We start from the raw sequence: 23,409 nt of genomic DNA, 5'->3' as shown, positions 1-23,409 counted from the left end.
GCTCATACCAGCACCCTTTCGATCCCGCCCTGGTTGGCCGCAGCGACGTACTCGGGCATCCAGTCCTCGCCGAGGATCTTGCGCGCCATCTCGACCACGATGTAGTCGGCTTCGAGCAGGCCGTTGCTCAGGTCGTTGCCGTAGCGGCTCAGGCCCTGCAGGCAGCTCGGGCAGCTGGTGAGGATCTTGACGTTGTCCGTCGGCGCGAGCTGGCCGCCGTCGCGCAAGGCGGCTTCGCCCTTGCGCAGTTCCTCCTCCTTGCGGAAGCGGATCTGCGTCGAGATGTCGGGACGCGTCACGCCGAGCGTGCCCGATTCGCCGCAGCAGCGGTCGTTCTTCAGCACGTTGTCGCCGACCAGCGCCTTGACGGTCTTCATCGGGTCCTGCAGCTTCATCGGCGTGTGGCAGGGATCGTGATAGAGATAGCCACCGCCGCCCATGTCGCCGAGCGTGATGCCCTTCTCGAGCAAATACTCGTGGATGTCGATGATCCGGCAGCCCGGGAAGATCTTGTCGAACTGGTAACCCTGCAGTTGGTCGTAGCAGGTGCCGCAGCTCACCACGACGGTCTTGATGTCCAGGTAGTTGAGCGTGTTGGCGACGCGGTGGAAGAGCACCCGGTTGTCGGTGATCATCTTCTCGGCCTTGTCGAACTGGCCGCTGCCGCGCTGCGGGTAGCCGCAGCACAGATAACCCGGCGGCAGCACCGTCTGCACGCCGGCATGCCAGAGCATCGCCTGCGTCGCCAGCCCGACCTGCGAGAAGAGCCGCTCCGATCCGCAGCCGGGAAAGTAGAACACCGCCTCGGTCTCGGGCGTGGTCGCCCGCGGGTTGCGGATGATCGGCACGTAGTCGGCATCCTCGATGTCGAGCAGCGCGCGCGCCGTCTGCTTGGGCAATCCGCCGGGCATCTTCTTGTTGATGAAGTGAATCACCTGTTCCTTGACCGGCGCCGGCCCGAGCGTGGCCGGCGGCGCCGCGGTCTGCTTCTTCGCAAGGCCGCGCAGCAGGTCGTTGGCCAGGCGCTGCGCCTTGAAGCCGATGCCGACCATGCCGACGCGCATGGCCTTGATGGTCTGCGGGTGGGTCGCGTTCAGGAAGAACATCGCTGCCGCATTGCCGGGCCGGAAGGACTTCTGACCCATCTTGCGCAGCAGGTTGCGCATGTTCATCGAGACGTCGCCGAAGTCGATGTCGACCGGGCAAGGCGACAGGCACTTGTGGCACACGGTGCAGTGGTCGGCCACGTCCTCGAACTCCTCCCAGTGCCGGATGCTGATGCCGCGCCGGGTCTGCTCTTCGTACAGAAAAGCCTCCACCAGCAGCGAGGTCGCGAGGATCTTGTTGCGCGGCGAATAGAGCAGGTTGGCGCGCGGCACATGCGTCGCGCACACCGGCTTGCACTTGCCGCAGCGCAGGCAGTCCTTGACGCTGTCGGCGATGGCGCCGATGTCGCTCTGCTGCATGATGATCGACTCGTGGCCCATCAGCCCGAAGCTCGGCGTGTAGGCGTTGGTGAGATCGGCGTGCAGCGAGCGCCCGTCCCGCGAAGCATGTTCCGAGCCGCGCAGCAGCTTGCCCTTGTTGAAGCGGCCTTCGGGATCGACGCGCTGCTTGTAGTCGGTGAAGGGCTGCAGTTCCTCGTCGCTCAGGAATTCGAGCTTGGTGATGCCGATGCCGTGCTCGCCCGAGATCACGCCGTCGAGGCTGCGCGCCAGCACCATGATGCGCGCGACCGCCGCGTGCGCGGTCTGCAGCATCTCGTAGTTGTCGCTGTTGACCGGGATGTTGGTGTGCACGTTGCCGTCGCCTGCGTGCATGTGCAGCGCGATCCAGACGCGGCCCTTGAGCACGCGCTGGTGGATCGCATTGCACTCGGCCAGGATCGGCGCGAACTCGGCACCGCTGAAGATGGCCGAAAGCGGCGCGCGGATCTGCGTCTTCCAGCTCGCGCGCAGCGAATGGTCCTGCAGCTGCGCAAACAGCGGCTCGACCTGGTCGAGCCAGCCGCCCCAGAGCGTGCGCATTTCGCGCACCAGCGCGATCGCCTGCGCGACGCGGTCCTCCAGCAGCTCGGCCGAGGGAATGTCGTGCGCATCGTCGCTCTTGCCCAGCGGCAGGTTGCCGCGCGCGAAGAAGGCTTCGAGCGCGTCGGCGAGCGCGAGCTTGTTGGCCAGCGAGAGCTCGATGTTGATGCGCTCGATGCCGTCGGAATATTCGGCCATGCGCGGCAGTGGGATCACCACGTCCTCGTTGATCTTGAAGGCGTTGGTGTGCTTGCTGATCGCGGCCGTTCGCTTGCGGTCGAGCCAGAACTTCTTGCGCGCGTCGGCGCTGATCGCGATGAAGCCTTCGCCGCTGCGCGAGTTGGCGATGCGCACGACCTCCGAGGTCACGCGCGCCACCGCGTCGGCATCGTCGCCCGCGATGTCGCCGAACAGCACCATCTTCGGCAGGCCGCCGTGCTTCTTCGACTTGGTCGCGTAGCCGACGGCTTTCAGATAGCGGTCATCGAGATGTTCGAGGCCCGCAAGCAACACGCCCGAACGTTTCTGTTCGGCGAACATGAAGTCCTTGATCTCGACGATGCTTGGCACCGCATCCTTCGCATTGCCGAAGAACTCGAGGCAGACCGTGCGCGTGTGCGCCGGCATGCGGTGCACCACCCAGCGCGCGCTGGTGATCAGGCCGTCGCAGCCTTCCTTCTGGATGCCGGGCAGGCCGGAGAGGAACTTGTCGGTGACGTCCTTGCCGAGGCCCTCCTTGCGAAAGGTACGCCCCGGGATCTCGAGGCGTTCGCTGCGCAGCCGCGTGCGGCCGTCGGCGGCGAAATACTGCAGCTCGAAGACCGCGCTTTCGGCATCGTGGATCTTGCCGAGGTTGTGGCCGATGCGCGTGACTTCGAGCCATTCGGCCTGCGGCGTGACCATGCGCCACGAGGCCAGGTTGTCGAGCGCCGTGCCCCACAGCACGGCCTTCTTGCCGCCGGCGTTCATCGCGACGTTGCCGCCGACACACGAGGCTTCGGCCGAGGTCGGGTCGACCGCGAACACGAAGCCCGCGCGCTCGGCCGCGTCGGCCACGCGCTGGGTGACCACGCCGGCTTCCGTCCAGATCGTGGGCACCGGCGCATCCAGACCGGGCAGCGACATCGTCTCGACCTCGGTCATCGCCTCGAGCTTCTCGGTGTTGATGACCGCGCTGTTCCAGGTCAGCGGGATCGCGCCGCCGGTGTAGCCGGTGCCGCCGCCGCGCGGAATGATGGTCAGGCCGAGCTCGATGCAGCCCTTGACCAGCCCGGCCATCTCGGCCTCGGTGTCGGGCGTGAGCACGACGAAGGGGTATTCGACGCGCCAGTCGGTCGCATCCGTCACGTGCGAGACGCGCGACAGGCCGTCGAACTTGATGTTGTCCTTGGCCGTGACGCGGCGCAGCTGGCGCGTGGTCTTGCGCCGCAGCGCTGCGACGTCGCGGAACATGGTGTCGAAGGCCAGCACGGCCTGCGACACCCGCGTGGTCAGCTCGCCGACCAGCAGGTCGCGCTGCGCGTCGCTGTCGGGCGTGCGGCGCTTCTGCACCTCGCCCAGCCGGTGGTTGAGCGCATCGACCAGCTGGCCGCGGCGGCGCGGGTTGTCGAGCAGGTCGTCGACCAGGTAGGGATTGCGCTGCACCACCCAGATGTCGCCCAGCACCTCGTAGAGCATGCGCGCCGAGCGGCCGGTGCGGCGCTCCGCGCGCAAGGTCTGCAGCAGTTCCCAGCCGCGTTCGCCGAGCAGGCGGATCACGATCTCGCGATCGGAGAAGCTGGTGTAGTTGTAGGGGATCTCACGCAATCGCGCGGGCTCTGCGGCCTGCGACAACAACGCCGTCAACGCGGTCGGTGCATTCATCGGGGAGTGGCCTCGGTCGGGCGCTGCGCGCCCATGAACCAGGGGATGGGATTTTAAGTCACCACTGCCTGATGGCGACGCTGCCTAGAACAAGACCCGACTGCGGATGGTCCCTGGAACCTGGGCCAGCTTTTCGAGCGCGATGTCGGACGACGCCGCATCGATGTCCGTCACCACATAGCCCACCTTCTCGTTGGTCTGCAGGAACTGCGAGGCGATGTTGATGTGGTTGTCCGAGAAGATCCGGTTGATCTCCGACAGCACGCCCGGCACGTTGCGATGAACGTGCAGGATGCGGTGCTTGCCCGGATGGGAGGGCAATGCGACCTCGGGGAAATTCACCGACGAGGTCGAGGTGCCGTTGTCGCTGTACTTCACCAGCTTCTCGGCTACCTCGAGCCCGATGTTGGCCTGCGCCTCCATGGTCGAGCCGCCGATGTGCGGCGTGAGGATCACGTTGTCGAGTCCGCGCAGCGGCGACTGGAACTCGTCCTTGTTGCTGCGCGGCTCGGTCGGGAAGACGTCGATCGCGGCGCCCAGCAGCTTCTTCTGCTTCAGCGCCTCGGCCAGCGGCTCGATCTCGACCACGGTGCCGCGCGATGCGTTGATCAGGATGGCGCCGGGCTTCATCGCCGCGATCTCGGGCGCGCCGATCATCCACTGCGTGGCCTGGGTCTCGGGCACGTGCAGGCTCACGATGTCGCTCTGCGCGAGCAGGTCGGGCAGCAGGCGCACCTGGCGCGCATTGCCCAGCGGCAGCTTGGCCACGACGTCGAAGAAGGCGACGTGCATGCCGAGCGCCTCGGCCAGCACCGACAGCTGCGCGCCGATGGAGCCGTAGCCGACGATGCCGAGCGTCTTGCCGCGGATCTCAAAGGCGTTGTCGGCCGACTTGAGCCAGCCGCCGCGGTGCGCGACGGCACTCTTCTCGGGCACGCCGCGCAGGAGCAGGATCGCCTCGGCCAGCACCAGCTCGGCCACGGACCGCGTATTCGAATAGGGTGCGTTGAAGACGGCCACGCCGTGCTCGCGCGCCGCATCGAGATCGACCTGGTTGGTGCCGATGCAGAAGCACCCCACCGCCACCAGCTTGTGCGCGGCGGCGAACACCTCGGCGGTCAATTGCGTGCGCGAGCGGATGCCGATGAAGTGCACGTCGGCGATGCGCGCCTTGAGCTCGGCATCGGGCAACGCGCCCGACACGGTCTCGACGTGGGTGTAGCCCGCGTCCTTCAGCACCTCGACCGCCGAGGGATGAATGCCTTCGAGCAGAAGGAACCTGATCTTGCTTTTGTCGAGAGAAGTCTTGCTCATACGCGTCCTGCAAGCCCCGCCCGGACGCATGGAGCAGAGGCCGAAAAAAGGAGCGCGATGCTAGCATGGTGCAACGCAGCAAGCAGGTCGTGGGGCGATGCCCACAAAAAGGGTTTCCCCCGTTGGAGCCTTCTTCGACCGAAGCCAAGAATGCACAAATGTGACGCCGCCGTGTCATACGTGCGACCTAGCATTCACGCTTTCTTTTCCCCTGAGGAGTCTTCATGCGATTCAAAACGCTCGCCCTGGCCTCGGCCGTGGCCCTGTTCGGCACGCTGGCCATTCCGGCCCAGGCCCAGACCGAGATCCAGTGGTGGCATTCGATGGACGGCGGGCTCAACGACTGGGTCAACGATCTGGCCAAAGGGTTCAACGAGAGCCAGAAGGAATACAAGGTCGTTCCCACGTACAAGGGCGAGTACGACCAGTCGCTGGCCGCCGGCATCGCCGCCTTCCGCGCCGGCAACGCGCCGGACATCCTGCAGGTCTACGAGGTCGGCACGGCCACGATGATGTACTCCAAGGGCGTGGTCAAGCCCGTCGCCGAGCTCATGAAGGAGGCCGGCGTTCCCTTCGATCCCAAAAGCTACATTCCCGCCGTGGCCGGCTACTACACGGCACCGAACGGCCAGATGATGTCGTTCCCGTTCAACAGCTCGACCACCGTCTTCTACTACAACAAGGATGCGTTCAAGGCCGCCGGCCTCGATCCCGAGAAGGCGCCCGTGACCTGGCCGGACGTCTTCGCCGATGCGACCAAGCTCAAGGCCGCGGGCAACAAGTGCCCGTTCACGACTTCATGGATGACCTGGGCGCAGCTCGAAAGCTTCTCGACCTGGCACAACGTGTCCTATGCCACCAAGAACAACGGCTTCGACGGCCTGGATGCGCGGCTCGAATTCAACTCGCCGCTGCACGTGCGCCATTTCGAGAACCTGGCGAAGATGTCCAAGGAAGGCACCTTCGTCTATCAAGGCCGTGCCAGCAAGCCGACCTCGTCCTTCACTTCGGGTGAATGCGCGATGTTCATCGGCTCGTCGGGCAGCTACGCCGCGATCAAGAAGGACGCCAAGTTCCAGTTCGCCGAGTCCGCCCTGCCCTACTACCCTGATGTGAAGGGTGCCCCGCAGAACACCATCGTCGGCGGCGCCAGCCTCTGGGTCATGACCGGCAAGAACGCCGACCACTACAAGGGCGTCGCGAAGTTCTTCCAGTACCTGTCGGATCCGAAAGTGCAATCCGACAGCCACATGCGCACCGGCTACCTGCCGATCACGACCGCGGCCTTCGAGCTGACGGAGAAGTCGGGCTTCTACAAGCAGAACCCCGGCACCGACGTCGCCGTGAACCAGATGATCCGCAAGACCACGGCCAAGTCGCGCGGCGTGCGCCTCGGCAACTTCCCGCAGATCCGCGCCATCCTGGACGAGGAAACGGAACAGATCTGGTCCGGCAAGAAGACGCCCAAGGAAGCGCTGGACAGCGGCGTGAAGCGCGGCAACGAACTGCTGGCCAAGTTCCAGGCAGCGAACAAATAATCGGACGGCACCTTGCACCCGGCGCGCATCCCGCGCACGGGGTGCGGTGCCGGTGGGCCGGACGCACGGCAGCCCGATATCCGCCCGAAACGGTTCCCCCATGGAAAAACGCGTTCTCTTCCGCTCCTCCTGGCTGCCCTGGGTGCTGATCGCACCGCAGTTGATCGTCGTCGGCGTGTTCTTCTTCTGGCCCGCGGTGCAGGCGTTGATCCAGTCGGTCCAGCAGCAGGACGCGTTCGGCTCGTCGATCACCTGGGTCGGGCTGGACAACTTCAAGGCGCTGTTCGCCGACGAGACCTACGTGGCCTCGTTCAAGACCACGCTGATCTTCTCGGTGCTGGTGGCGGTGCTCGGGCTGGCCATCGCGCTGCTGCTGGCCATCTTCGCCGACCGCATCGTGCGCGGCGCGACCTTCTACAAGACCATCCTGATCCTGCCGTACGCCGTGGCGCCGGTGGTCACGGGCGTGCTGTTCACCTTCATGTTCTCGTCCTCGCTGGGCGTGGTCGCGTACTGGCTGCACCAGATGGGCATCAGCTGGAACCATCTGCTGAATGCCAACGATGCGATGGCACTGGTGGTGATGGCCGCGATCTGGAAGCAGATCTCCTACAACTTCCTGTTCTTCCTCGCGGGACTGCAGTCGATACCCAAGTCGCTGATCGAGGCCGCGGCCATCGACGGCGCCCGCCCGCTGCGCCGCTTCTGGAGCATCCAGCTGCCGCTCCTGTCGCCGACCACCTTCTTCCTGTTCGTGATCAACATGGTGTACGCCTTCTTCGACACCTTCGCGATCATCGACGCCGTGACGCAGGGCGGCCCCGGCAAGGAAACCGCCATCCTGGTCTACCGCGTGTATTTCGACGGTTTCCGGGGCATGGATTTCGGCAGCGCCGCCGCGCAGTCCGTGGTGCTGATGGCCATCGTCATCGGCCTGACCGTCATCCAGTTCCGCTACGTCGAGAAGAAAGTCCACTACTGATGTCTTCTTCCATTCCCGTGCCGGAGCGCCTGCATGGTTGAGCGCCGCCCCGCCCTCAGCATCCTGGCGCATGCGGTGATGATCGTCGGCGTGCTGCTGATCGCCTTTCCGATCTACCTCGCCTTCATCGCGTCCACCCACACGGCGCAGGAGATCATCCAGGTGCCGATGCCGCTGCGGCCAGGCGGCAACTTCTGGGGCAGCTACCACGCAGCGCTGACCGGCGGCGGCCGCACCAGCGGCGGCGGCTCGGTGGCGCGGATGATCTGGGTCAGCTTCGTCATCACCTTCATCATCACCTTCGGCAAGATCTTCATCTCGCTGCTGTCGGCCTTCGCGATCGTGTATTTCCGCTTTCCGTTCCGCAACCTGTGCTTCTGGCTGATCTTCATCACGCTGATGCTGCCGGTGGAAGTGCGCATCGGCCCGACCTACCAGGTGGTCGCCGACCTGAAGATGATCAACACCTACGCCGGCCTCTCGGTCCCGCTGATCGCATCTGCCACGGCCACCTTTCTGTTCCGCCAGTTCTTCCTGACCGTGCCCGACGAGCTGGTCGAGGCCGCGCGGGTGGATGGTGCGGGGCCGATGCGCTTCTTCTTCAACATCCTGCTGCCGCTGTCGATCACCAGCATCGCGGCGCTGTTCGTGATCCAGTTCATCTACGGCTGGAACCAGTACCTGTGGCCGCTGATCGCCGCCACCAGCGAGGACATGTACCCGATCGTGGTCGGCATCAAGTCGATGATCGGCAACGGCGAGGCGGCGGTCGACTGGAACGTGGTGATGGCGACGGCGATCATGGCGATGCTGCCGCCCGCGATCGTCGTCGTGTTGATGCAGAAGTGGTTCGTCAAGGGCCTCGTGGACACAGAGAAATAATCGAAGACTATGGCAGCCCTCTCACTACGCAACGTCATCAAGCGCTACGGCCAGGGGCCGAAGGCGAACCAGGTCATCCACGGCGTCAGCGCCGAGGTCAACACCGGCGAGTTCGTCGTGATCGTCGGGCCCTCGGGCTGCGGCAAGTCGACGCTGCTGCGCATGGTGGCCGGCCTGGAGGAAATCAGCGCCGGCGAGATCTACATCAGGGACCGGCTGGTCAACAACCTCGAGCCGGCCGAGCGCGACATCGCGATGGTGTTCCAGAACTACGCGCTCTATCCGCACATGACCGTGTTCGCCAACATGGCCTACGGCCTGAAGATCGCCAAGGTGCCGGTGCCCGAGATCAAGACGCGCGTCGACAAGGCGGCCAAGATCCTCGAGCTCGGCCACCTGCTCGAGCGCAAGCCGCGCGAGCTCTCCGGCGGCCAGCGCCAGCGCGTGGCGATGGGCCGCGCGATCGTGCGCCAGCCGCAGGTGTTCCTGTTCGACGAGCCGCTGTCCAACCTCGACGCCAAGCTGCGCGCGCAGACGCGCCTGGAGATCCAGAAGCTGCACCGCGAGCTCGGCATCACCTCGCTCTTCGTCACGCACGACCAGGTCGAGGCGATGACGCTGGCGCAGCGCATCATCGTGATGAACGCCGGCGTGATGGACCAGTTCGGCAGGCCCGAGGAGGTGTACTCGCGCCCGGCCACCACCTTCGTCGCGAGCTTCATCGGCTCGCCGCCGATGAACCTGCTCAGGAATGCGCCCGGCGTGCGGCCCGGCGCCATCCTCGGCATCCGGCCCGAGCATCTGGTGCTGGATGCCGATGGCTGGTCGGTGCAGGTCGAGTACGTCGAACTGCTGGGCGCGGAGCGCCTGATCTACGGCCGCATCGGCGAGGAGCAATTGATCATGCGCACCGACGAGAGCCAGGCCTCGCCGGCTGCCGGCGACACGATCCGGATCGCGGCGCGCCAGGACAAGCTGCACTGGTTCGACGCCGGCTCGGGCAAGCGAAATCCGTGACGCCCTGGCCCTATCCGCGCTGGATCGCGCACCGCGGCGCCGGCAAGCTGGCGCCCGAGAACACGCTGGCGGCCTTCCGCCTCGGCGCCGAGTACGGCTATCGCATGTTCGAATGCGATGCCAAGCTCAGCGCCGACGGCATCCCTTTTCTTCTGCACGACAGCACGCTGGAGCGCACCAGCAATGGCCGCGGCACGGCAGGCGATCTTTCCTGGGGCGAGCTGGCGCAGCTCGACGCCGGCGCATGGCATTCGCGGCGTTTTGCCGGTGAGGGGCTTCCCAGCCTCGAAAGCCTGATCCGCTTCTGCCTGGCCAACGCCCATGCGCTCAACATCGAGATCAAGCCCACGCCCAGCGTCGAGCGGCAGACCGGCGAGGCGGTCGCACAGCTCAGCGCACGGCTCTGGTCGGGGACAAAAGTGCCACCGCCCCTGTTGACTTCCTTTCAGCCGGAGTCGCTGCGCGGCGCGATGGAGGCCCGGCCCGAGCTGCCGCGCGGCCTGCTGCTGGACACGCTCACGCCCGGCTGGCTCGAGAGCGCGGCGGCGCTCGGCTGCGTGGCGATCGTCTGCAATCACGCGCTCTGGGATGCCTCCAACGTGGCGCAAGTCCATGCGGCCGGCATGCGAACCCTGAGCTACACCGTCAACGACGAATGGGCCGCGCAGCGGCTGATCGCGCTCGGCACCGACGGCCTCATCACCGACCGGATCGACCGCTTCAGTCCGGCCGGCTGAGCCGTCACGGGCCCACCCCAGGAGCCTTTGCATGGTGTAACACCCATGCCTTCTATGATGAAGTCATGAGCTGGCTCCCCCGTCTCGTGGCCCTTCTGCTGGCCGCGGTGCTTTGCAGCGCCGCCTTCGCCCAGGACAGCGCCTCCGATTCCCCGACCGCACCCGAGCCGACGGTCGCCGATCTGCGCACGCAGCTCGACCAGATCCCGAAGGCCGTCGACAACGACGACGACGTGCGCGCGCTGGTCGCCCAACTCACGGCCATTGGCGGGCAGGCCGACAAGTTCGTCGCCGCGCACACGGTCGAACTCAACGACCTCAACGCGCGCCTCGGCGAGTTGGGCAATGCGCCGGCCGGCGGCGCGACGGCCGAAGACCCGGACATCACGCGGCAGCGCGCCGCGCTGACCAAGGAGCGCAACGGGCTGGATGCCGACATCCGGCTGGCACGCCTGGTCACGGTCGATGTCCAGCAGCGCAGCGCCGACCTGCTGGACCAGCGCCGCGCGCTGTTCGAGGCAAGGCTCACCGAACGCTCGCCGTCGCCGCTGGGGCGGGAATTCTGGAGCGATATCGGCGACGCCTGGGCCGGCGACGTGACGCGCCTGCGGGCGCTCGATGCCGAAGTGAAGAAGAGCATCGCCATCGCCAGCCAGCCCGCACACCGCGTGGCCGTGGTGACCAGCATCGGGGTGGCGCTGCTGATTGCGTTCTTCGGCAACTGGGCGGCCGAACGCGCGCTGGTTGGGCTGGCCGCGCGGCTGCTGCCGGGCGGCCGGCTGCGCCGCTCGCTGCTGGTGATCGCGATCGTCATCACCAACGTGGTGCTGGTCGGGCTCTCGGCGCAGGGCGTCCACGCGGTGCTCGATGCGCATGGCGTCTGGGGCCCGCAGACGCGCAAGCTCGCGCAGGCCGTGGTGCAGTCCAGCATCTTCATCGCCTTCGTGGTCGGCCTCGGCCGCGCGCTGCTGTCCAACCAGCGGCCCTCATGGCGGCTGCCGCCGATCGCCGATGCGATGGCGGCCCGACTCGCGCCCTTTCCATGGCTGACGGCGCTGATCGCGGCGCTGGTCTGGGCCCCCGCGCAGGTCAATGCAGTGGTCGAAGCCAGCTTCGCGGCCGTCGTTGCGACGCACGTGGCCACGGCGCTCGGGCTGACCGCGCTGATCGGCGCGATGCTGCTGCGCCTGCGGGCGCCGCGCGGGGCCGCTGCGGCTGCGACCACGGCGGAAACGGCACCGACGCCCGCACCGTCCGGTGGCGCGGCCCAGCCGCCGCCGGAGCGCCCGACGTGGGTGAGCCTGCTGCTGGGCGCTGTGGCGGCGATGCTGGTCGCGATCTGGGTGCTGGTGGGCACCGGCTATGTCGCGCTGGCGAGCTTCCTGGCCAGCCAGCTCACATGGACCGGCATCGTCGTCGCGGCCTTCTACCTGCTGTTCAAGTTCGCCGACGACGTGTTCATGGCGGTCGTCTCGTCGCGCAGCAGCTTCGGCCAGCGGCTTCAGAAGAGCTTCGGCCTGGCGCCGCAGACGCTGGACCAGGCCGCCGTGCTGCTGTCGGGCGTGGCGCGGCTCGCGCTGTTCTTCTACATGGTGATCGCGCTGGCGACGCCGCTGGGCACCAGCCCGGGCGAGGTGTTCCAGCGCAGCGGCAAGTTCGGCGCGGGTGTGAAGGTGGGCGAATTCGAGCTGGTGCCCGGCGCGATCTTCAGCGCGATGGCGGTACTGGTGGCCGGCCTGCTGGCGCTGCGGATCTTCAAGAGATGGCTGGACACGCGCTACCTGCCGCAGACCACGCTCGAACCGGGCATGCGCAACTCGATCACCACGCTGCTCGGCTACGCGGGCGGCGTGCTGGTGGTCGCCGTCTCGCTGTCGGCGCTGGGCATCGGCATCGAGCGCATCGCCTGGGTGGCGAGCGCGCTCTCGGTCGGCATCGGCTTCGGCCTGCAGGCGATCGTGCAGAACTTCATCTCCGGGCTGATCCTGCTGGCGGAGCGGCCGGTCAAGGTCGGCGACTGGGTGGTGCTGGGCAATGCCGAGGGCGACGTGCGGCGCATCAACGTACGCGCCACGGAAATCCAGCTGGGCGACCGATCGACGCTGATCGTGCCCAACTCGGAGTTCATCACCAAGACCGTGCGCAACATGACGCTCTCGAATGCCGAGGGCCGGGTGCTGATCCGCCTGCCGATGCCGCTGACCACCGACGCCGGCCGCACGCGCGAGGTGATGCTCGCGGCCTGCACCGGGCACGACGGCGTGCTGGCCACGCCCGCGCCCTCGGTCACGCTCGAGGGCATCGAGGGCGGCTTCCTGATCTTCCAGGCGATCGCCTATGTGCAGAGCCCGCGCGCCGCCGGGGGCATCCGCAGCGACCTGTTCTTCGCGATGATCGACGGCCTGCATGCGGCCGACCTGCCGCTGGCGGCTTATGCCGCGGCCCCGGCGCCCGCACCGCCTGCGCCGCCGCCCGCCGATCCCGTGATGCCGGGCCCCGCCCCCTAGCGCCGCCAGCCGCCGGCCACGAGCCACTGGCTGGTGCCGCAGGCCGCGACGAGTGCGCCGTAAGTGAGCATCCTGCCGTCATGGCCGAAGACGATCAGCCCGGCCGCCAGCACCACGATCCCGACGATGAAGTTGATGGCGCCCTGCGTCCACCACGCGGGCGTGCCGGCCGCCTTGCGCATCGCGAGCCGGCCGAGCAGCGCGCACAGGAAGCCGACCGCGAAGGCCGGGGCGATGAAATTGAGCAGGTGATCGATGAGGTCCAGGAGGGCCATGGAGCGCGTCGCCCAAAGGGCAACCAAGGGTTATCGCCGCCATGGCCACGGCCATTCGGCCGCGGAAAGACTGGATGCGTCTGCTGATTTTATAATCACGCGTTATGTCAGTCTGGGCTCTCGGCTTGAACCACACGACCGCGCCGCTCGATCTGCGCGGTCGTTTCGCGTTCGCCATCGACCAGATCGCCCCGACGCTGCAGAGCCTGCGCCATTCCTTCGGCGCCCATCGGCATCCGGCCGTGGAGGCCGCGATCATCTCGACCTGCAACCGGACCGAGATCTACTGCGCCGCCGATCATCTCGCGCTCGACCACACCGTGGACTGGCTGGCCCAGAGCGGCGGCGTCACGCCGGCGCTGCTGCGCTCGCATGCCTACGCACTGCACGACGACCAGGCCGCGCGCCATGCCTTCCGTGTCGCCAGCGGTCTCGATTCGATGGTGCTGGGCGAAGCGCAGATCCTCGGCCAGATGAAGGATGCCGTGCGCGCCGCCGAAACCGCGGGCGCGCTGGGCAGCACGCTGAACCAGCTGTTTCAGCGCTCCTTCGCCGTCGCCAAGGAAGTGCGCACCGCCACCGAGATCGGCGCCCATTCCATCAGCATGGCCGCCGCGGCCGTGCGGCTCGCGGCCCAGCTGTTCGAGGATCTGCGCGAGACACGCGTGCTGTTCATCGGCGCCGGCGAGATGATCGACCTCGCGGCGACCCATTTCGCGGCCCGTCAGCCGCGCTCCATCGTCATCGCCAACCGTACGCTGGAGCGCGGCGAAAAGCTCGCCTCGCGCTTCGGCGGCGAAGCCATGCGGCTGGCCGACCTGCCGGCACGGCTGGCCGAGTTCGACATCGTCGTCAGCTGCACGGCGAGCACGCTGCCGCTGATCGGACTCGGCGCGGTCGAGCGCGCGCTGAAGCTGCGCAAGCACCGCCCGATGTTCATGGTCGACCTCGCGGTGCCGCGCGACATCGAGCCCGAGGTGAAGGCGCTGGAGGACATCTACCTCTACACCGTCGACGACCTCGCACAGGTCGTGCAGCAGGGCCATGCGAGCCGCCAGGCGGCGGTGGCCGAGGCCGAGGTCATCATCGATGCCGGCGTCCAGAGCTTCATGCACTGGCTCGACCAGCGCGTCGCCGTGCCGCTGATCCAGCAGCTCAACGCCCAGACCGACGAATGGCGCGCCGCCGAAATGGCCCGTGCGCGCAAGCTGCTTGCCAAGGGCGAGCCGATCGACACCGTGCTCGAAGCGCTGTCGCGCGGGCTGACGCAGAAGATCCTGCACGGCGCGATGGCCGAGCTGCACGCGGGCGACGCCGATGCGCGCAAGCAGACGGCCGAGACGCTCGCACGCCTCTTCCTGCGCAAAGAGCGTTAGCGACGCTCGCCTCGAATCCGGCGCCCGGCGCTGCCGGATGCGGTGGACGCAGCTTCTGCGTCCGGTCTCAGTCTCGAACACCTCTTCACGTGAAGCCTTTTCTTCGTCATCAACTCGAACGCTACGCGCAACGCCTCGGCGAACTCGACTTCCTGCTCTCGCGCGAGGACATCATGTCCGACATGGCGCAGTACCGGACCATCTCGCGCGAGCATGCGGAGGTGACGCAGATCGCGGGCCGCTACGCGCGTTATGTGCAGCGCGAGGGCGACCTCGCAGGCGCGCGCGAGATGCTCGGCGAGCCCGAGATGGCCGAGATGGCGCAGGAGGAAATCGCGAGCGCCGAGGCCGAGCTGCTGCAGCTCGAGGATGAGCTCCAGCGCCTGCTGCTGCCGAAGGACCCGGACAATGCGCGCAATGCCTTCCTCGAGATCCGCGCCGGCACCGGCGGCGACGAGTCGGCGCTGTTCGCCGGCGACCTGCTGCGCATGTACACGCGCTACGCCGAGCGCACGGGCTGGCGCTGCGAGATCGTGAGCGAGAGTGCGAGCGAGCTCGGCGGCTACAAGGAGGTGGTGCTGCGCATCGTCGGCGACGAGGTGTTCGGCAAGCTGCGCTTCGAATCGGGCGGCCACCGGGTCCAGCGCGTGCCGGCCACCGAGACGCAGGGCCGTATCCACACCAGCGCCTGCACCGTCGCCGTGCTGGCCGAGCCCGACGAAACGCAGGCGGTGCAGATCAATCCGGCCGACCTGCGCATCGACACCTACCGCGCCAGCGGCGCCGGCGGCCAGCACATCAACAAGACCGATTCGGCGGTGCGCATCACGCACATCCCGACCGGCATCGTCGCCGAATGCCAGGACGACCGCAGCCAGCACCGCAACAAGGCCAAGGCGCTGCAGGTGCTGACGGCGCGCATCCAGGAGAAGGAACGCAGCGAGCGCGCCGCGAAGGACGCGGCGACGCGCAAGGGGCTGGTCGGCACCGGTGACCGCTCGGACCGCATCCGCACCTACAACTTCCCGCAGGGGCGGCTCACGGACCACCGGATCAACCTCACGCTCTACAAGCTGCTGGCGATCATGGAAGGCGACCTCGGCGACGTGGTGGCTGCGCTGCAGTCCGCGCGCGAGGCCGAGCAGCTGGCCGAGCTGGAAGCCAGCCTGCCTGCGTGATGACGCCCGGCACGCCTGCGCCGGCGACGCCGGCCGAGATGCTGGCGGCGGCCGCCGTTCTCGGCCTCGATCGGCTCGATGCCCAGCTGCTGCTGCTGCATGCGCTTGGCCGGTCGGCAGACGAGCGCGCATGGCTGATCGCGCATGACACCGATCCGCTGTCCGATGCCGTGTGGCCCGCCTTTTCGCGGCTGTGCGCCCGGCGCACAGCCGGCGAGCCGGTGGCCTACCTGGTCGGCGAAAAGGAGTTTCACGGACTGCGGCTGCAGGTCGATGCGCGCGTGCTGGTGCCCCGACCCGACACCGAGACGCTGGTCGACTGGGCGCTGCAGTGCCTGGACGGACTGACCGCGCCCTCGGTGCTCGATCTGGGCACGGGCAGCGGCGCGGTCGCGCTGGCCATCGGCGCGGCGCGCGCCGATGCGCGGATCGGCGCCGTCGATGCCAGCGCCGGCGCGCTGGCCGTCGCGCGGGCCAATGCGCTGCGGCTCGGTCTGTCGGTTCACTTCATCGAAGGCAACTGGCTGGCCGGTGCCGATGCCGGGTATGACCTGATCGTCTCGAACCCGCCGTACATCGCGGCGGGAGATGCGCATCTGCCAGCCCTGATGCACGAACCCTCACAGGCCCTGGTGTCGGGCATCGACGGGCTGGACGACATCCGGCGCATCGTGCAGGCGGCGCCCGGTCATTTGAAGGACGGCGGCTGGCTGTTGCTCGAACACGGCCATGACCAGGCCGCTGCCGTGCGGAACCTGCTCGCGCTGCACGGTTTCGCCAAAGTCCAAAGCCGCAACGACCTGGCAGGCATCGCGCGCTGTTCCGGCGGAATCCGGCGCTCGGTGAAATAATGCCGCGAAGCCCATTTCCAAGGAGTCCCCATGCCCGACGCCCAGCAACGCATCGACGACCTCGTCAAAACCAATGACCTCGTGCTCTTCATGAAGGGCAACGCCAGCTTCCCGATGTGCGGTTTCTCGGGCCGCGCGATCCAGATCCTCAAGGCCGTCGGCGTCGATACGCGCTCGCTCAAGACCGTCAATGTGCTGGAGGACGACGGCATCCGCCAGGGCATCAAGGAATACAGCAACTGGCCGACCATCCCGCAGCTCTACGTCAAGGGCGAGTTCGTCGGCGGCTCGGACATCCTGATGGAAATGTACGAATCAGGCGAGTTGCAACAAATGCTGAACGGCAGCCCGGCCTGATCGTTGGGCTCATGAGCCACGACCACGCCGATGACGGCCACGCGCACGACCACGGTGACGCCGCGTGGAAGCACGATGGCGTGCGCGTGATTCCCGCCAGCCAGCTCGACGCCAACACGGCCCAGACGCCGGGCATGAACCGCGCCGCGGCGATCAACTTCGCGCGCGTCGGCGCGCAGAAGCTCTGGGCCGGGACGGTGACGATCCATGCCAATGCGAAGACCGGCGCCCATCACCATGGGCCGCTCGAATCGGTGATCTACGTCGTGCGCGGACGCGCCCGCATGCGCTGGGGCGACAACCTGGAGTTCACCGCGGAGGCCGGGCCCGGCGATTTCATCTACGTGCCGCCCTATGTGCCGCACCAGGAGATCAACGCCAGCGCGACCGAGGCGCTCGAATGCGTGCTGTGCCGCAGCGATGGCGAGGCGGTGGCGGTCAATCTCGACATCGAGCCGGTCGAGAAGCCCGAGTCGGTGCTGTGGGTCGACCCCACACATCCGCACGGCGGCGTGTAAGCCGGCGGCGACAAAACGCCGAAACCGAGAAAACATAGACACCGTCCGACACGAGGCACGGCTTATGCTGTGTTCCAGTGATCGAAGCCGGAGGTGTCCATGGATTCCCGCAGTCTCGTTCCCGCATCCTCGTCGTTCCAGCTGCCGGTGGCCCAGCTGCGCAGCGTGTTCCGCACCCACGACGTCGAACGCAAACTTGCCCATCTGCCCGAGCGCGATCACGAGCACCTGCGCACCACTTACGAGCGCATGCTCGAACGCGGCCCCGACCGCTTCCAGGTCAAGCCGAGCGGCGTGCCCGAAATGGCCGCGCTCTATGCGCAACTGCCCAACTTCACCGAGGTGCTGGACGACGTGCGCCGCCACGTCGCGCTGGCACAGGACAGTCGCGACGGGCTCGAAGTGACGCCGATGCTGCTGCTCGGGCCGCCGGGCATCGGCAAGACGCACTTCGCGAAGAAGCTGGCCGAACTGCTGGGCACCGGCATGTCGCTGGTGCCGATGAGCTCGATGACGGCCGGCTGGCTGCTTTCCGGTGCGTCGTCGCAATGGAAGGGCGCCAAGCCGGGCAAGGTGTTCGAGGCGCTGGTCGACGGGCAGTACGCGAACCCGGTGATGGTGATCGATGAGATCGACAAGGCCGGCGCCGATGCGCAATACGACCCACTCGGCGCGCTCTACAACCTGCTCGAGCACGACACGGCGCATGCCTTCATCGACGAGTTCGCCGAAGTGCCGATCGATGCCAGCCAGGTGATCTGGATCACGACCGCGAACGATGCACGCGGCATCCCCGAGCCGATCCTGAACCGCATGAACGTGTTCGAGGTCGATGCGCCCTCGCCCGAGGCCGCGCGGCAGATCGCGCGCCAGCTCTATGCATCGATCCGCGGCGAGCACGATTGGGGCCGGCTGCTGGCGCAGGAGCCCTCGGCCGACGTGCTCGACCACCTGGCCACGCTGGCGCCGCGCGAGATGCGCCGCGCCTTGATGACCGGCTTCGGCAATGCGCGGCTGGCCGGCCGCGACGAGGTGCGGGTGGAGGATCTGCCGCGGGCCGGCGCTGCGCGCAGCCGCATCGGCTTCATGCAATAGACGAAGACCGGCCGTCAGTCCGGCCGGCGATCCTTGAAGACCCAGAGCCGCTGGTTCGCGAAAACCGCATCCGGGTAAGGCGCCCTGCCGCGGCTGCCGTTGTAGCGACCGAGCGTCATGAACAGGTCGCCCTGCTCCTGGTTGAGGTAGTGGCGCAGGATGACACAACCGAAGCGCAGGTTGGTCTGCATGTGGAACAGCTTGGACGGATCGCCGTCGCCGATCACGCGTGTCCAGAAAGGCATCACCTGCATGTAGCCGCGGGCGCCGGCACTGGACACAGCGAACTTGCGGAAGTTGCTCTCGACCTGGATCAGGCCGAGCACCAGGCTGATCTCGAGGCCCGAGCGCTTGCTTTCGTACCAGACGGTCTGGAGGAATTCCTTGCGCGTGGGCCAGTCGGGCAGTTTCTTCTTGAGCCGTTCGCTCATCTCGCCCAGCCAGCGCAGGTAGGTGAGACGCGCCTCGGTGCTGCCGAACTCGGGGACCGGCGGCGCGCCGTTCTGGATCGCCGAACTGAGCGCGGAGCGCACCGAATCGATCAGCGGCTCCTCGATCTGCGCGCCGGCGCGGGCCTGCCGCGGCAGTGCGGCACCGAGCGCGGCGGCGGCAACGCCACCAAGGCACCAGCGCCGTGAGAGGCGGCGCGCACCGTCCGGCGCCGCAGCGGTCATGCGGACAGTCTGCCCCTGATGAAATCCGCGATGCCGCCCGCGGGCACCTTGGTCGCCGCCACGTCGCGCCGATGCTGGTATTCGAGCTGGCCTTCCTTCAGGCCGCGGTCGGAAATCACCACGCGGTGCGGGACGCCGATCAGTTCCCAGTCGGCGAACATGGCGCCGGGACGCTCGCCGCGATCGTCGAGCAGCACGTCGACGCCGGCGGCCAGCAGCTGTTCGTACAACGCCTCGGCAGCGGTCTTGACGTCGGAGCTGCGGTCCATGCCGATGGGACAGACGACGACGGTGAAAGGCGCGATCGCATCGGGCCAGATGATGCCGCGCTCATCGTGGTTCTGTTCGATCGCCGCCGCCGGCAGCCGTGTGATGCCGATGCCGTAGCAGCCCATCTCGAGGAACTGCGGCTTGCCGGCCTCGTCGAGGAAGGTCGCGTTCATGGGCTTGCTGTACTTGGTGCCGAGCACGAACACGTGCCCGACCTCGATGCCACGCTCGATCGCGAGGAGGCCCTTGCCGTCGGGCGAGGCATCGCCCGCGACCACGTTGCGCAGGTCGGCCACCGCATCGGGCTCGGGCAGGTCGCGGCCCCAGTTGACACCCGTCATGTGGAAGTCGACTTCGTTGGCGCCGCAGATCCAGTCGGCCATCACCGCCACCTCGCGGTCGGCGACGATCTTCAGCGGACGCCTGAGCTTCAACGGGCCGAGGTAGCCGGGCTTGCAGCCGAAGTGGTCCTCGATCTCGGCGGCGGTCGCGAAGCGGAAGCCCTGATCGAGGCCCGGCACCTTGCTCACCTTGATCTCGTTCATGTCATGGTCGCCGCGCACCAGCAGCAGCCAGACCTGCGAGCCCTTGACCGCACCGGCTTCGTCGATGAGCTCGGTGGCGAGGACGAGCGACTTCACGGTGGTCGAGAGCGGCACGCCCAACAGGGCCGCGACGTCTTCGCAGGTGCTCTTGCCCGGTGTCGGCGTCTTGGTCAGCGCCCGGGTCGCCGGGCCGCGCGGACCGGCTGGCGCGAGCGCTTCGGCCTTTTCCATGTTGGCCGCGTAGTCGCTGTCGGGGCAGTAGACGATCGCATCCTCGCCGGTCGCCGCGATGACCTGAAACTCCTGGCTCGTGTCACCGCCGATCGCACCGCTGTCGGCCGCCACGGCGCGGTAGCGCAAGCCGAAGCGGTCGAAGATCTTGCGGTAGGCATCCGCCATCACCTGGTAGCTGGCTTTCGCGCCATCGAGGTCGCGATCGAAGCTGTAGGCGTCCTTCATGATGAATTCGCGCCCGCGCATCAGGCCGAAGCGCGGCCGGCGCTCGTCCCTGAACTTGGTCTGGATCTGATAGAAATTCTTCGGCAGCTGCTTGTAGCTGCGGATGTCCTGGCGCGCGATGTCGGTCACCACCTCTTCGCTGGTCGGCTGCACGATGAAGTCGCGCTCGTGGCGGTCCTTGATGCGCAAGAGCTCGGGCCCGAAGTTCTGGAAGCGGCCGCTCTCCTGCCAGAACTCGGCCGGTTGAACCACCGGCATCGCGAGCTCGACCGCGCCGGCGCGGTCCATTTCCTCGCGCACGATCGCCTCGACCTTGCGGATCACCCGCAGCCCCATCGGCATGTAGGTGTAGATGCCCGTGCCGAGCTTCTTGATCATGCCGGCGCGCATCATGAGCCGGTGGCTCGCGATCTCGGCATCGGCCGGCGCTTCCTTGAGGGTGGAGATAAAGAATCGGGAAGCTTTCATCGGTCGCGCAGAGAAGTTCGTCGTTGGAGAAAGAGGCAGGCCGCGAGGCGGCCGGCAACTGGTCGCTTGCCGAGTGCAACCCGGCATGCATAATCGACTCAGTTCAAAAAATTGGGGTTTGATTATGCTCGACCGGGACGGCTTCAGGCCCAACGTCGGCATCATCTTGCTCAACCAGAGAAACCAGGTTTTCTGGGGCAAACGCATCCGCACCCACTCCTGGCAGTTCCCGCAAGGCGGCATCGATCGCGGCGAGAGTCCCGAGCAGGCCATGTTCCGGGAACTGCACGAGGAAGTGGGTCTCCAGCCGGAGCATGTGCGGATCGTGGCCCGTACCCGTGACTGGTTGCGCTACGAGGTGCCGGATCGGTTCATCCGCCGTGACGCACGGGGCCACTACAAAGGCCAGAAGCAGATCTGGTATTTGCTCCAACTGACAGGGCACGACTGGGATCTCAACCTGCGTGCCACCGACCATCCCGAGTTCGACGCCTGGCGCTGGCATGATTACTGGGTCCCGCTGGACGTGGTGGTCGAGTTCAAGCGCGGCGTCTATGAAATGGCGCTGACCGAACTCGCCCGCTACCTGCCCCGGCAGGACTTCCGCAACCGTTTCCTGCGCAGCAACGTGCGCGCCCGTGAATTCGAGCGCCATCCGCCCGGCCCAGGCCATGAGCCACACTTCGAGCTGCCGCCCGGCGCCAGCTTCGATCCCAATCCCAATGCCAAAGCGTCGAATGACCTTCCTGCCGCAGACGTCTCTTTTCCGCCGCATCGCTAGCACGGCGCCGGTCGCGGCCTGCCTCTTCCTCGCCGCTTGCGCATCAGGCCCGCGGGATACCTCCAATCCCGATTGGGCGCAGGCCGGATCGCCTCCGCCGCCCACGATCACCTCCTCGGACAGGGACTGGAAGGAAACCGACGTTCCCCCGCCGCCCGCCTTCAAGCCGGAGCGGTTGATCCCGATCGAGATGCCGCCCTACATGAGCCTGAAATTCGGCGTCGATCCGGCGACGATCGTGATCACCGGCGATGGCGTCGTGCGCTACGTGGTGGTCGCCAGCAACCGCAGCGGCGACGCGCTCAATGCGTTCTACGAAGGGGTGCGCTGCGCGACCGATGAAAAGAAAACCTACGCGCGCTACAACAACGGCAAATGGGAGGAAGTGCCCGATCCCGACTGGAAGCGCTTCAGCGACCAGAACTCGCGCTACACCCAGGCGCTCGCCGCGCAGGGTGTTTGCCGTGACCACGCGCCACGCGCCTCGGTGAGCGAGATGGTCAACCAGATGAAGAACCCGATCCGCGAGGTGCAGTGAGCGGTCAGCGGGTTCCTGGCATCAACACCATGTTGTCGCGGTGCACCATCTCCGGCTCGGCCGCATAGCCCAGAAGGCGCTCGAACTCGGCTGAGGGCTTGCGGCACAACATCCGCGCTTCGGCGCTCGAGTAGTTGGCCAGCCCGCGCGCAAGCTCGATGCCGTGTTCGTCGCGCACGGCGATCACGTCGCCGCGCGAGAACTCGCCCTCGACGCTCGTCATGCCGATCGGCAGCAGGCTCTTGCCCTCGCCGCGCACCTTGGCCGCAGCGCCGGGATCGACCATCACCGCACCGCGCAGCTGCAGGTGATCGGCCATCCAGCGCTTGCGGGCCTGGTGCTTGGCGGTCTGCGCCAGCAGCAGCGTTCCGATCGGTTCGCCGCGCGTCAGGCGCAGCAACGCATCCGGTTCGCGGCCCCAGGCGATGACCGTGGAAGCGCCCGAGCCGGCGGCGCGCTTGGCCGCCAGGATCTTGGTGATCATGCCGCCGCGGCCGATGCTGCTGCCCGCGCCGCCCGCCATGGCCTCGAGCGCGGGGTCGCCTGCGGCGGCCTCATGCACGAAGCGGGCATCCGGATCCTTGCGCGGGTCGGCCGTGAAGAGGCCCTTCTGGTCGGTGAGGATCACCAGCGCATCGGCTTCCACCAGGTTGGCCACCAGCGCGCCGAGCGTGTCGTTGTCGCCGAACTTGATCTCGTCGTTGACCACCGTGTCGTTCTCGTTGATGACGGGCACCACGCCGAGCGCGAGCAAGGTCACGAGGGTCGAGCGCGCATTCAGGTAGCGCTCCCGATCGGCCAGGTCGGCATGCGTCAGCAGCACCTGCGCGCTGCCCATGCCGTTCTCGCGCAATTTGCTCTCGTAGATCTGCGCCAGGCCCATCTGTCCCACGGCGGCAGCGGCCTGCAGCTCGTTGATCTCGCGCGGACGCGCGCGCCAGCCGAGCCGCTTCATGCCTTCGGCGATGGCGCCGCTGGACACCATCACCACCTCTCGGCCGTCGCGCACCAGCGTGGCGAGCTGGCGGCACCATTCGCCGATGGCGATCTCGTCCAGGCCTCGGCCTTCGTTCGTGACGAGGCTGGAGCCGACCTTGACCACGATGCGGCGCGCATCGCGGAGTACGACGGAACCCGAGATGGAGCTGGAGGTCATT

Annotated in this window: 20 protein-coding genes; 14 read left to right on the top strand and 6 right to left on the bottom strand. The window is 67.2% G+C overall.

Annotated features, from left to right (window positions below; all coding sequences use genetic code 11):
* Positions 1-2: 2 nt before the first annotated feature.
* Positions 3-3,890: a DUF3683 domain-containing protein gene (locus E5P2_RS06075; RefSeq protein WP_162566251.1), complete on the bottom strand. Its 3,888-nt coding sequence runs from the start codon at positions 3,888-3,890 to the stop codon at positions 3-5.
* A gap of 84 nt (positions 3,891-3,974) precedes the next feature.
* Complete coding sequence (gene serA / locus E5P2_RS06070) at positions 3,975-5,204, bottom strand: phosphoglycerate dehydrogenase (RefSeq protein ID WP_162566250.1); 1,230 nt, start codon at positions 5,202-5,204, stop codon at positions 3,975-3,977.
* A gap of 224 nt (positions 5,205-5,428) precedes the next feature.
* On the opposite strand from serA, the gene ugpB reads away from it, so the two are divergent.
* The 6 genes from ugpB to E5P2_RS06040 all read left to right on the top strand — a co-directional run bounded on the left by ugpB (position 5,429) and on the right by E5P2_RS06040 (position 12,867).
* On the top strand, positions 5,429-6,742 hold the full coding sequence (gene ugpB, locus E5P2_RS06065) for a sn-glycerol-3-phosphate ABC transporter substrate-binding protein UgpB (protein ID WP_162566249.1): 1,314 nt from the start codon (positions 5,429-5,431) through the stop codon (positions 6,740-6,742).
* Between the two features lie 100 nt (positions 6,743-6,842).
* A complete protein-coding gene (gene ugpA, locus E5P2_RS06060; RefSeq protein WP_162566248.1) occupies positions 6,843-7,724 on the top strand; it encodes a sn-glycerol-3-phosphate ABC transporter permease UgpA in 882 nt (293 codons plus the stop codon).
* A gap of 33 nt (positions 7,725-7,757) precedes the next feature.
* Positions 7,758-8,606: a sn-glycerol-3-phosphate ABC transporter permease UgpE gene (gene ugpE / locus E5P2_RS06055; protein ID WP_162566247.1), complete on the top strand. Its 849-nt coding sequence runs from the start codon at positions 7,758-7,760 to the stop codon at positions 8,604-8,606.
* A 9-nt stretch (positions 8,607-8,615) separates the two neighbouring features.
* On the top strand, positions 8,616-9,623 hold the full coding sequence (ugpC, locus tag E5P2_RS06050; protein ID WP_162566246.1) for a sn-glycerol-3-phosphate ABC transporter ATP-binding protein UgpC: 1,008 nt from the start codon (positions 8,616-8,618) through the stop codon (positions 9,621-9,623).
* A complete protein-coding gene (ugpQ, locus tag E5P2_RS06045; RefSeq protein WP_162566245.1) occupies positions 9,620-10,360 on the top strand; it encodes a glycerophosphodiester phosphodiesterase in 741 nt (246 codons plus the stop codon). Before ugpC ends, ugpQ begins: the two co-directional genes overlap by 4 nt.
* Before the next feature lie 65 nt (positions 10,361-10,425).
* On the top strand, positions 10,426-12,867 hold the full coding sequence (locus tag E5P2_RS06040; RefSeq protein WP_162566244.1) for a DUF3772 domain-containing protein: 2,442 nt from the start codon (positions 10,426-10,428) through the stop codon (positions 12,865-12,867).
* Here E5P2_RS06040 and E5P2_RS06035 read toward each other — a convergent pair.
* Entirely contained in the window at positions 12,864-13,142 is a 279-nt protein-coding gene (locus E5P2_RS06035; RefSeq protein WP_162566243.1) for a hypothetical protein, read from the bottom strand. The two genes, E5P2_RS06040 and E5P2_RS06035, sit on opposite strands and share 4 nt — an antisense overlap.
* Positions 13,143-13,246: 104 nt before the next feature.
* Here E5P2_RS06035 and hemA point away from each other — a divergent pair, with 104 nt between their 5' ends.
* The 6 genes from hemA to E5P2_RS06005 all read left to right on the top strand — a co-directional run bounded on the left by hemA (position 13,247) and on the right by E5P2_RS06005 (position 18,517).
* Entirely contained in the window at positions 13,247-14,518 is a 1,272-nt protein-coding gene (gene hemA, locus E5P2_RS06030) for a glutamyl-tRNA reductase (protein ID WP_162566242.1), read from the top strand.
* 89 nt (positions 14,519-14,607) lie between these two features.
* Positions 14,608-15,696, top strand: a complete 1,089-nt coding sequence (gene prfA, locus E5P2_RS06025; protein ID WP_162566241.1) for a peptide chain release factor 1 — start codon at positions 14,608-14,610, stop codon at positions 15,694-15,696.
* Positions 15,696-16,547 (top strand): peptide chain release factor N(5)-glutamine methyltransferase, encoded by an 852-nt coding sequence (prmC, locus tag E5P2_RS06020; protein ID WP_162566240.1) that lies wholly within the window; start codon positions 15,696-15,698, stop codon positions 16,545-16,547. The genes prfA and prmC overlap by 1 nt, the downstream gene beginning before the upstream one ends.
* A gap of 30 nt (positions 16,548-16,577) precedes the next feature.
* A complete protein-coding gene (gene grxD, locus E5P2_RS06015; RefSeq protein WP_162566239.1) occupies positions 16,578-16,904 on the top strand; it encodes a Grx4 family monothiol glutaredoxin in 327 nt (108 codons plus the stop codon).
* Between the two features lie 11 nt (positions 16,905-16,915).
* The gene (locus E5P2_RS06010) at positions 16,916-17,422 is read left to right on the top strand and encodes a cupin domain-containing protein (protein WP_162566238.1); all 507 of its coding nucleotides are present in this window, start codon (positions 16,916-16,918) and stop codon (positions 17,420-17,422) included.
* Positions 17,423-17,521: 99 nt separating this feature from the next.
* Positions 17,522-18,517, top strand: a complete 996-nt coding sequence (locus tag E5P2_RS06005; RefSeq protein ID WP_162566237.1) for an AAA family ATPase — start codon at positions 17,522-17,524, stop codon at positions 18,515-18,517.
* A gap of 14 nt (positions 18,518-18,531) precedes the next feature.
* Here E5P2_RS06005 and E5P2_RS06000 read toward each other — a convergent pair whose 3' ends face one another.
* Both E5P2_RS06000 and E5P2_RS05995 read right to left on the bottom strand, forming a co-directional pair.
* Positions 18,532-19,191, bottom strand: a complete 660-nt coding sequence (locus E5P2_RS06000; protein WP_162566236.1) for a lytic transglycosylase domain-containing protein — start codon at positions 19,189-19,191, stop codon at positions 18,532-18,534.
* Complete coding sequence (locus E5P2_RS05995; protein ID WP_162566235.1) at positions 19,188-20,933, bottom strand: proline--tRNA ligase; 1,746 nt, start codon at positions 20,931-20,933, stop codon at positions 19,188-19,190. The genes E5P2_RS06000 and E5P2_RS05995 overlap by 4 nt, the downstream gene beginning before the upstream one ends.
* Before the next feature lie 124 nt (positions 20,934-21,057).
* Here E5P2_RS05995 and E5P2_RS05990 point away from each other — a divergent pair, with 124 nt between their 5' ends.
* Both E5P2_RS05990 and E5P2_RS05985 read left to right on the top strand, forming a co-directional pair.
* Positions 21,058-21,714 (top strand): RNA pyrophosphohydrolase, encoded by a 657-nt coding sequence (locus tag E5P2_RS05990; RefSeq protein WP_162570354.1) that lies wholly within the window; start codon positions 21,058-21,060, stop codon positions 21,712-21,714.
* Complete coding sequence (locus E5P2_RS05985) at positions 21,671-22,252, top strand: CNP1-like family protein (protein WP_162566234.1); 582 nt, start codon at positions 21,671-21,673, stop codon at positions 22,250-22,252. The genes E5P2_RS05990 and E5P2_RS05985 overlap by 44 nt, the downstream gene beginning before the upstream one ends.
* A 4-nt stretch (positions 22,253-22,256) precedes the next feature.
* Here the strand turns inward: E5P2_RS05985 and proB are convergent, their stop codons facing one another.
* The gene (gene proB / locus E5P2_RS05980; protein WP_162566233.1) at positions 22,257-23,408 is read right to left on the bottom strand and encodes a glutamate 5-kinase; all 1,152 of its coding nucleotides are present in this window, start codon (positions 23,406-23,408) and stop codon (positions 22,257-22,259) included.
* Position 23,409 lies beyond the last annotated feature (1 nt).

Origin of the sequence: Variovorax sp. SRS16 (assembly GCF_901827165.1) — a bacterium.
Lineage (GTDB): Bacteria > Pseudomonadota > Gammaproteobacteria > Burkholderiales > Burkholderiaceae_C > Variovorax.
The sequence above is the reverse complement of the archived record's forward strand: the minus strand, read 5'-3'. Positions and strand labels throughout refer to the sequence as shown.

Bases quoted from the DNA above. Each gene is read 5' to 3' on its own strand.
- E5P2_RS06075 (WP_162566251.1), bottom strand. From the start codon at position 3,890: ATGAATGCACCGACCGCGTTGACGGCGTTGTTGTCGCAGGCCGCAGAG.
- serA (WP_162566250.1), bottom strand. From the start codon at position 5,204: ATGAGCAAGACTTCTCTCGACAAAAGCAAGATCAGGTTCCTTCTGCTC.
- ugpB (WP_162566249.1), top strand. From the start codon at position 5,429: ATGCGATTCAAAACGCTCGCCCTGGCCTCGGCCGTGGCCCTGTTCGGC.
- ugpA (WP_162566248.1), top strand. From the start codon at position 6,843: ATGGAAAAACGCGTTCTCTTCCGCTCCTCCTGGCTGCCCTGGGTGCTG.
- ugpE (WP_162566247.1), top strand. From the start codon at position 7,758: ATGGTTGAGCGCCGCCCCGCCCTCAGCATCCTGGCGCATGCGGTGATG.
- ugpC (WP_162566246.1), top strand. From the start codon at position 8,616: ATGGCAGCCCTCTCACTACGCAACGTCATCAAGCGCTACGGCCAGGGG.
- E5P2_RS06040 (WP_162566244.1), top strand. From the start codon at position 10,426: ATGAGCTGGCTCCCCCGTCTCGTGGCCCTTCTGCTGGCCGCGGTGCTT.
- E5P2_RS06035 (WP_162566243.1), bottom strand. From the start codon at position 13,142: ATGGCCCTCCTGGACCTCATCGATCACCTGCTCAATTTCATCGCCCCG.
- hemA (WP_162566242.1), top strand. From the start codon at position 13,247: ATGTCAGTCTGGGCTCTCGGCTTGAACCACACGACCGCGCCGCTCGAT.
- prmC (WP_162566240.1), top strand. From the start codon at position 15,696: ATGACGCCCGGCACGCCTGCGCCGGCGACGCCGGCCGAGATGCTGGCG.
- grxD (WP_162566239.1), top strand. From the start codon at position 16,578: ATGCCCGACGCCCAGCAACGCATCGACGACCTCGTCAAAACCAATGAC.
- E5P2_RS06010 (WP_162566238.1), top strand. From the start codon at position 16,916: ATGAGCCACGACCACGCCGATGACGGCCACGCGCACGACCACGGTGAC.
- E5P2_RS06005 (WP_162566237.1), top strand. From the start codon at position 17,522: ATGGATTCCCGCAGTCTCGTTCCCGCATCCTCGTCGTTCCAGCTGCCG.
- E5P2_RS06000 (WP_162566236.1), bottom strand. From the start codon at position 19,191: ATGACCGCTGCGGCGCCGGACGGTGCGCGCCGCCTCTCACGGCGCTGG.
- E5P2_RS05995 (WP_162566235.1), bottom strand. From the start codon at position 20,933: ATGAAAGCTTCCCGATTCTTTATCTCCACCCTCAAGGAAGCGCCGGCC.
- E5P2_RS05990 (WP_162570354.1), top strand. From the start codon at position 21,058: ATGCTCGACCGGGACGGCTTCAGGCCCAACGTCGGCATCATCTTGCTC.
- E5P2_RS05985 (WP_162566234.1), top strand. From the start codon at position 21,671: ATGACCTTCCTGCCGCAGACGTCTCTTTTCCGCCGCATCGCTAGCACG.
- proB (WP_162566233.1), bottom strand. From the start codon at position 23,408: ATGACCTCCAGCTCCATCTCGGGTTCCGTCGTACTCCGCGATGCGCGC.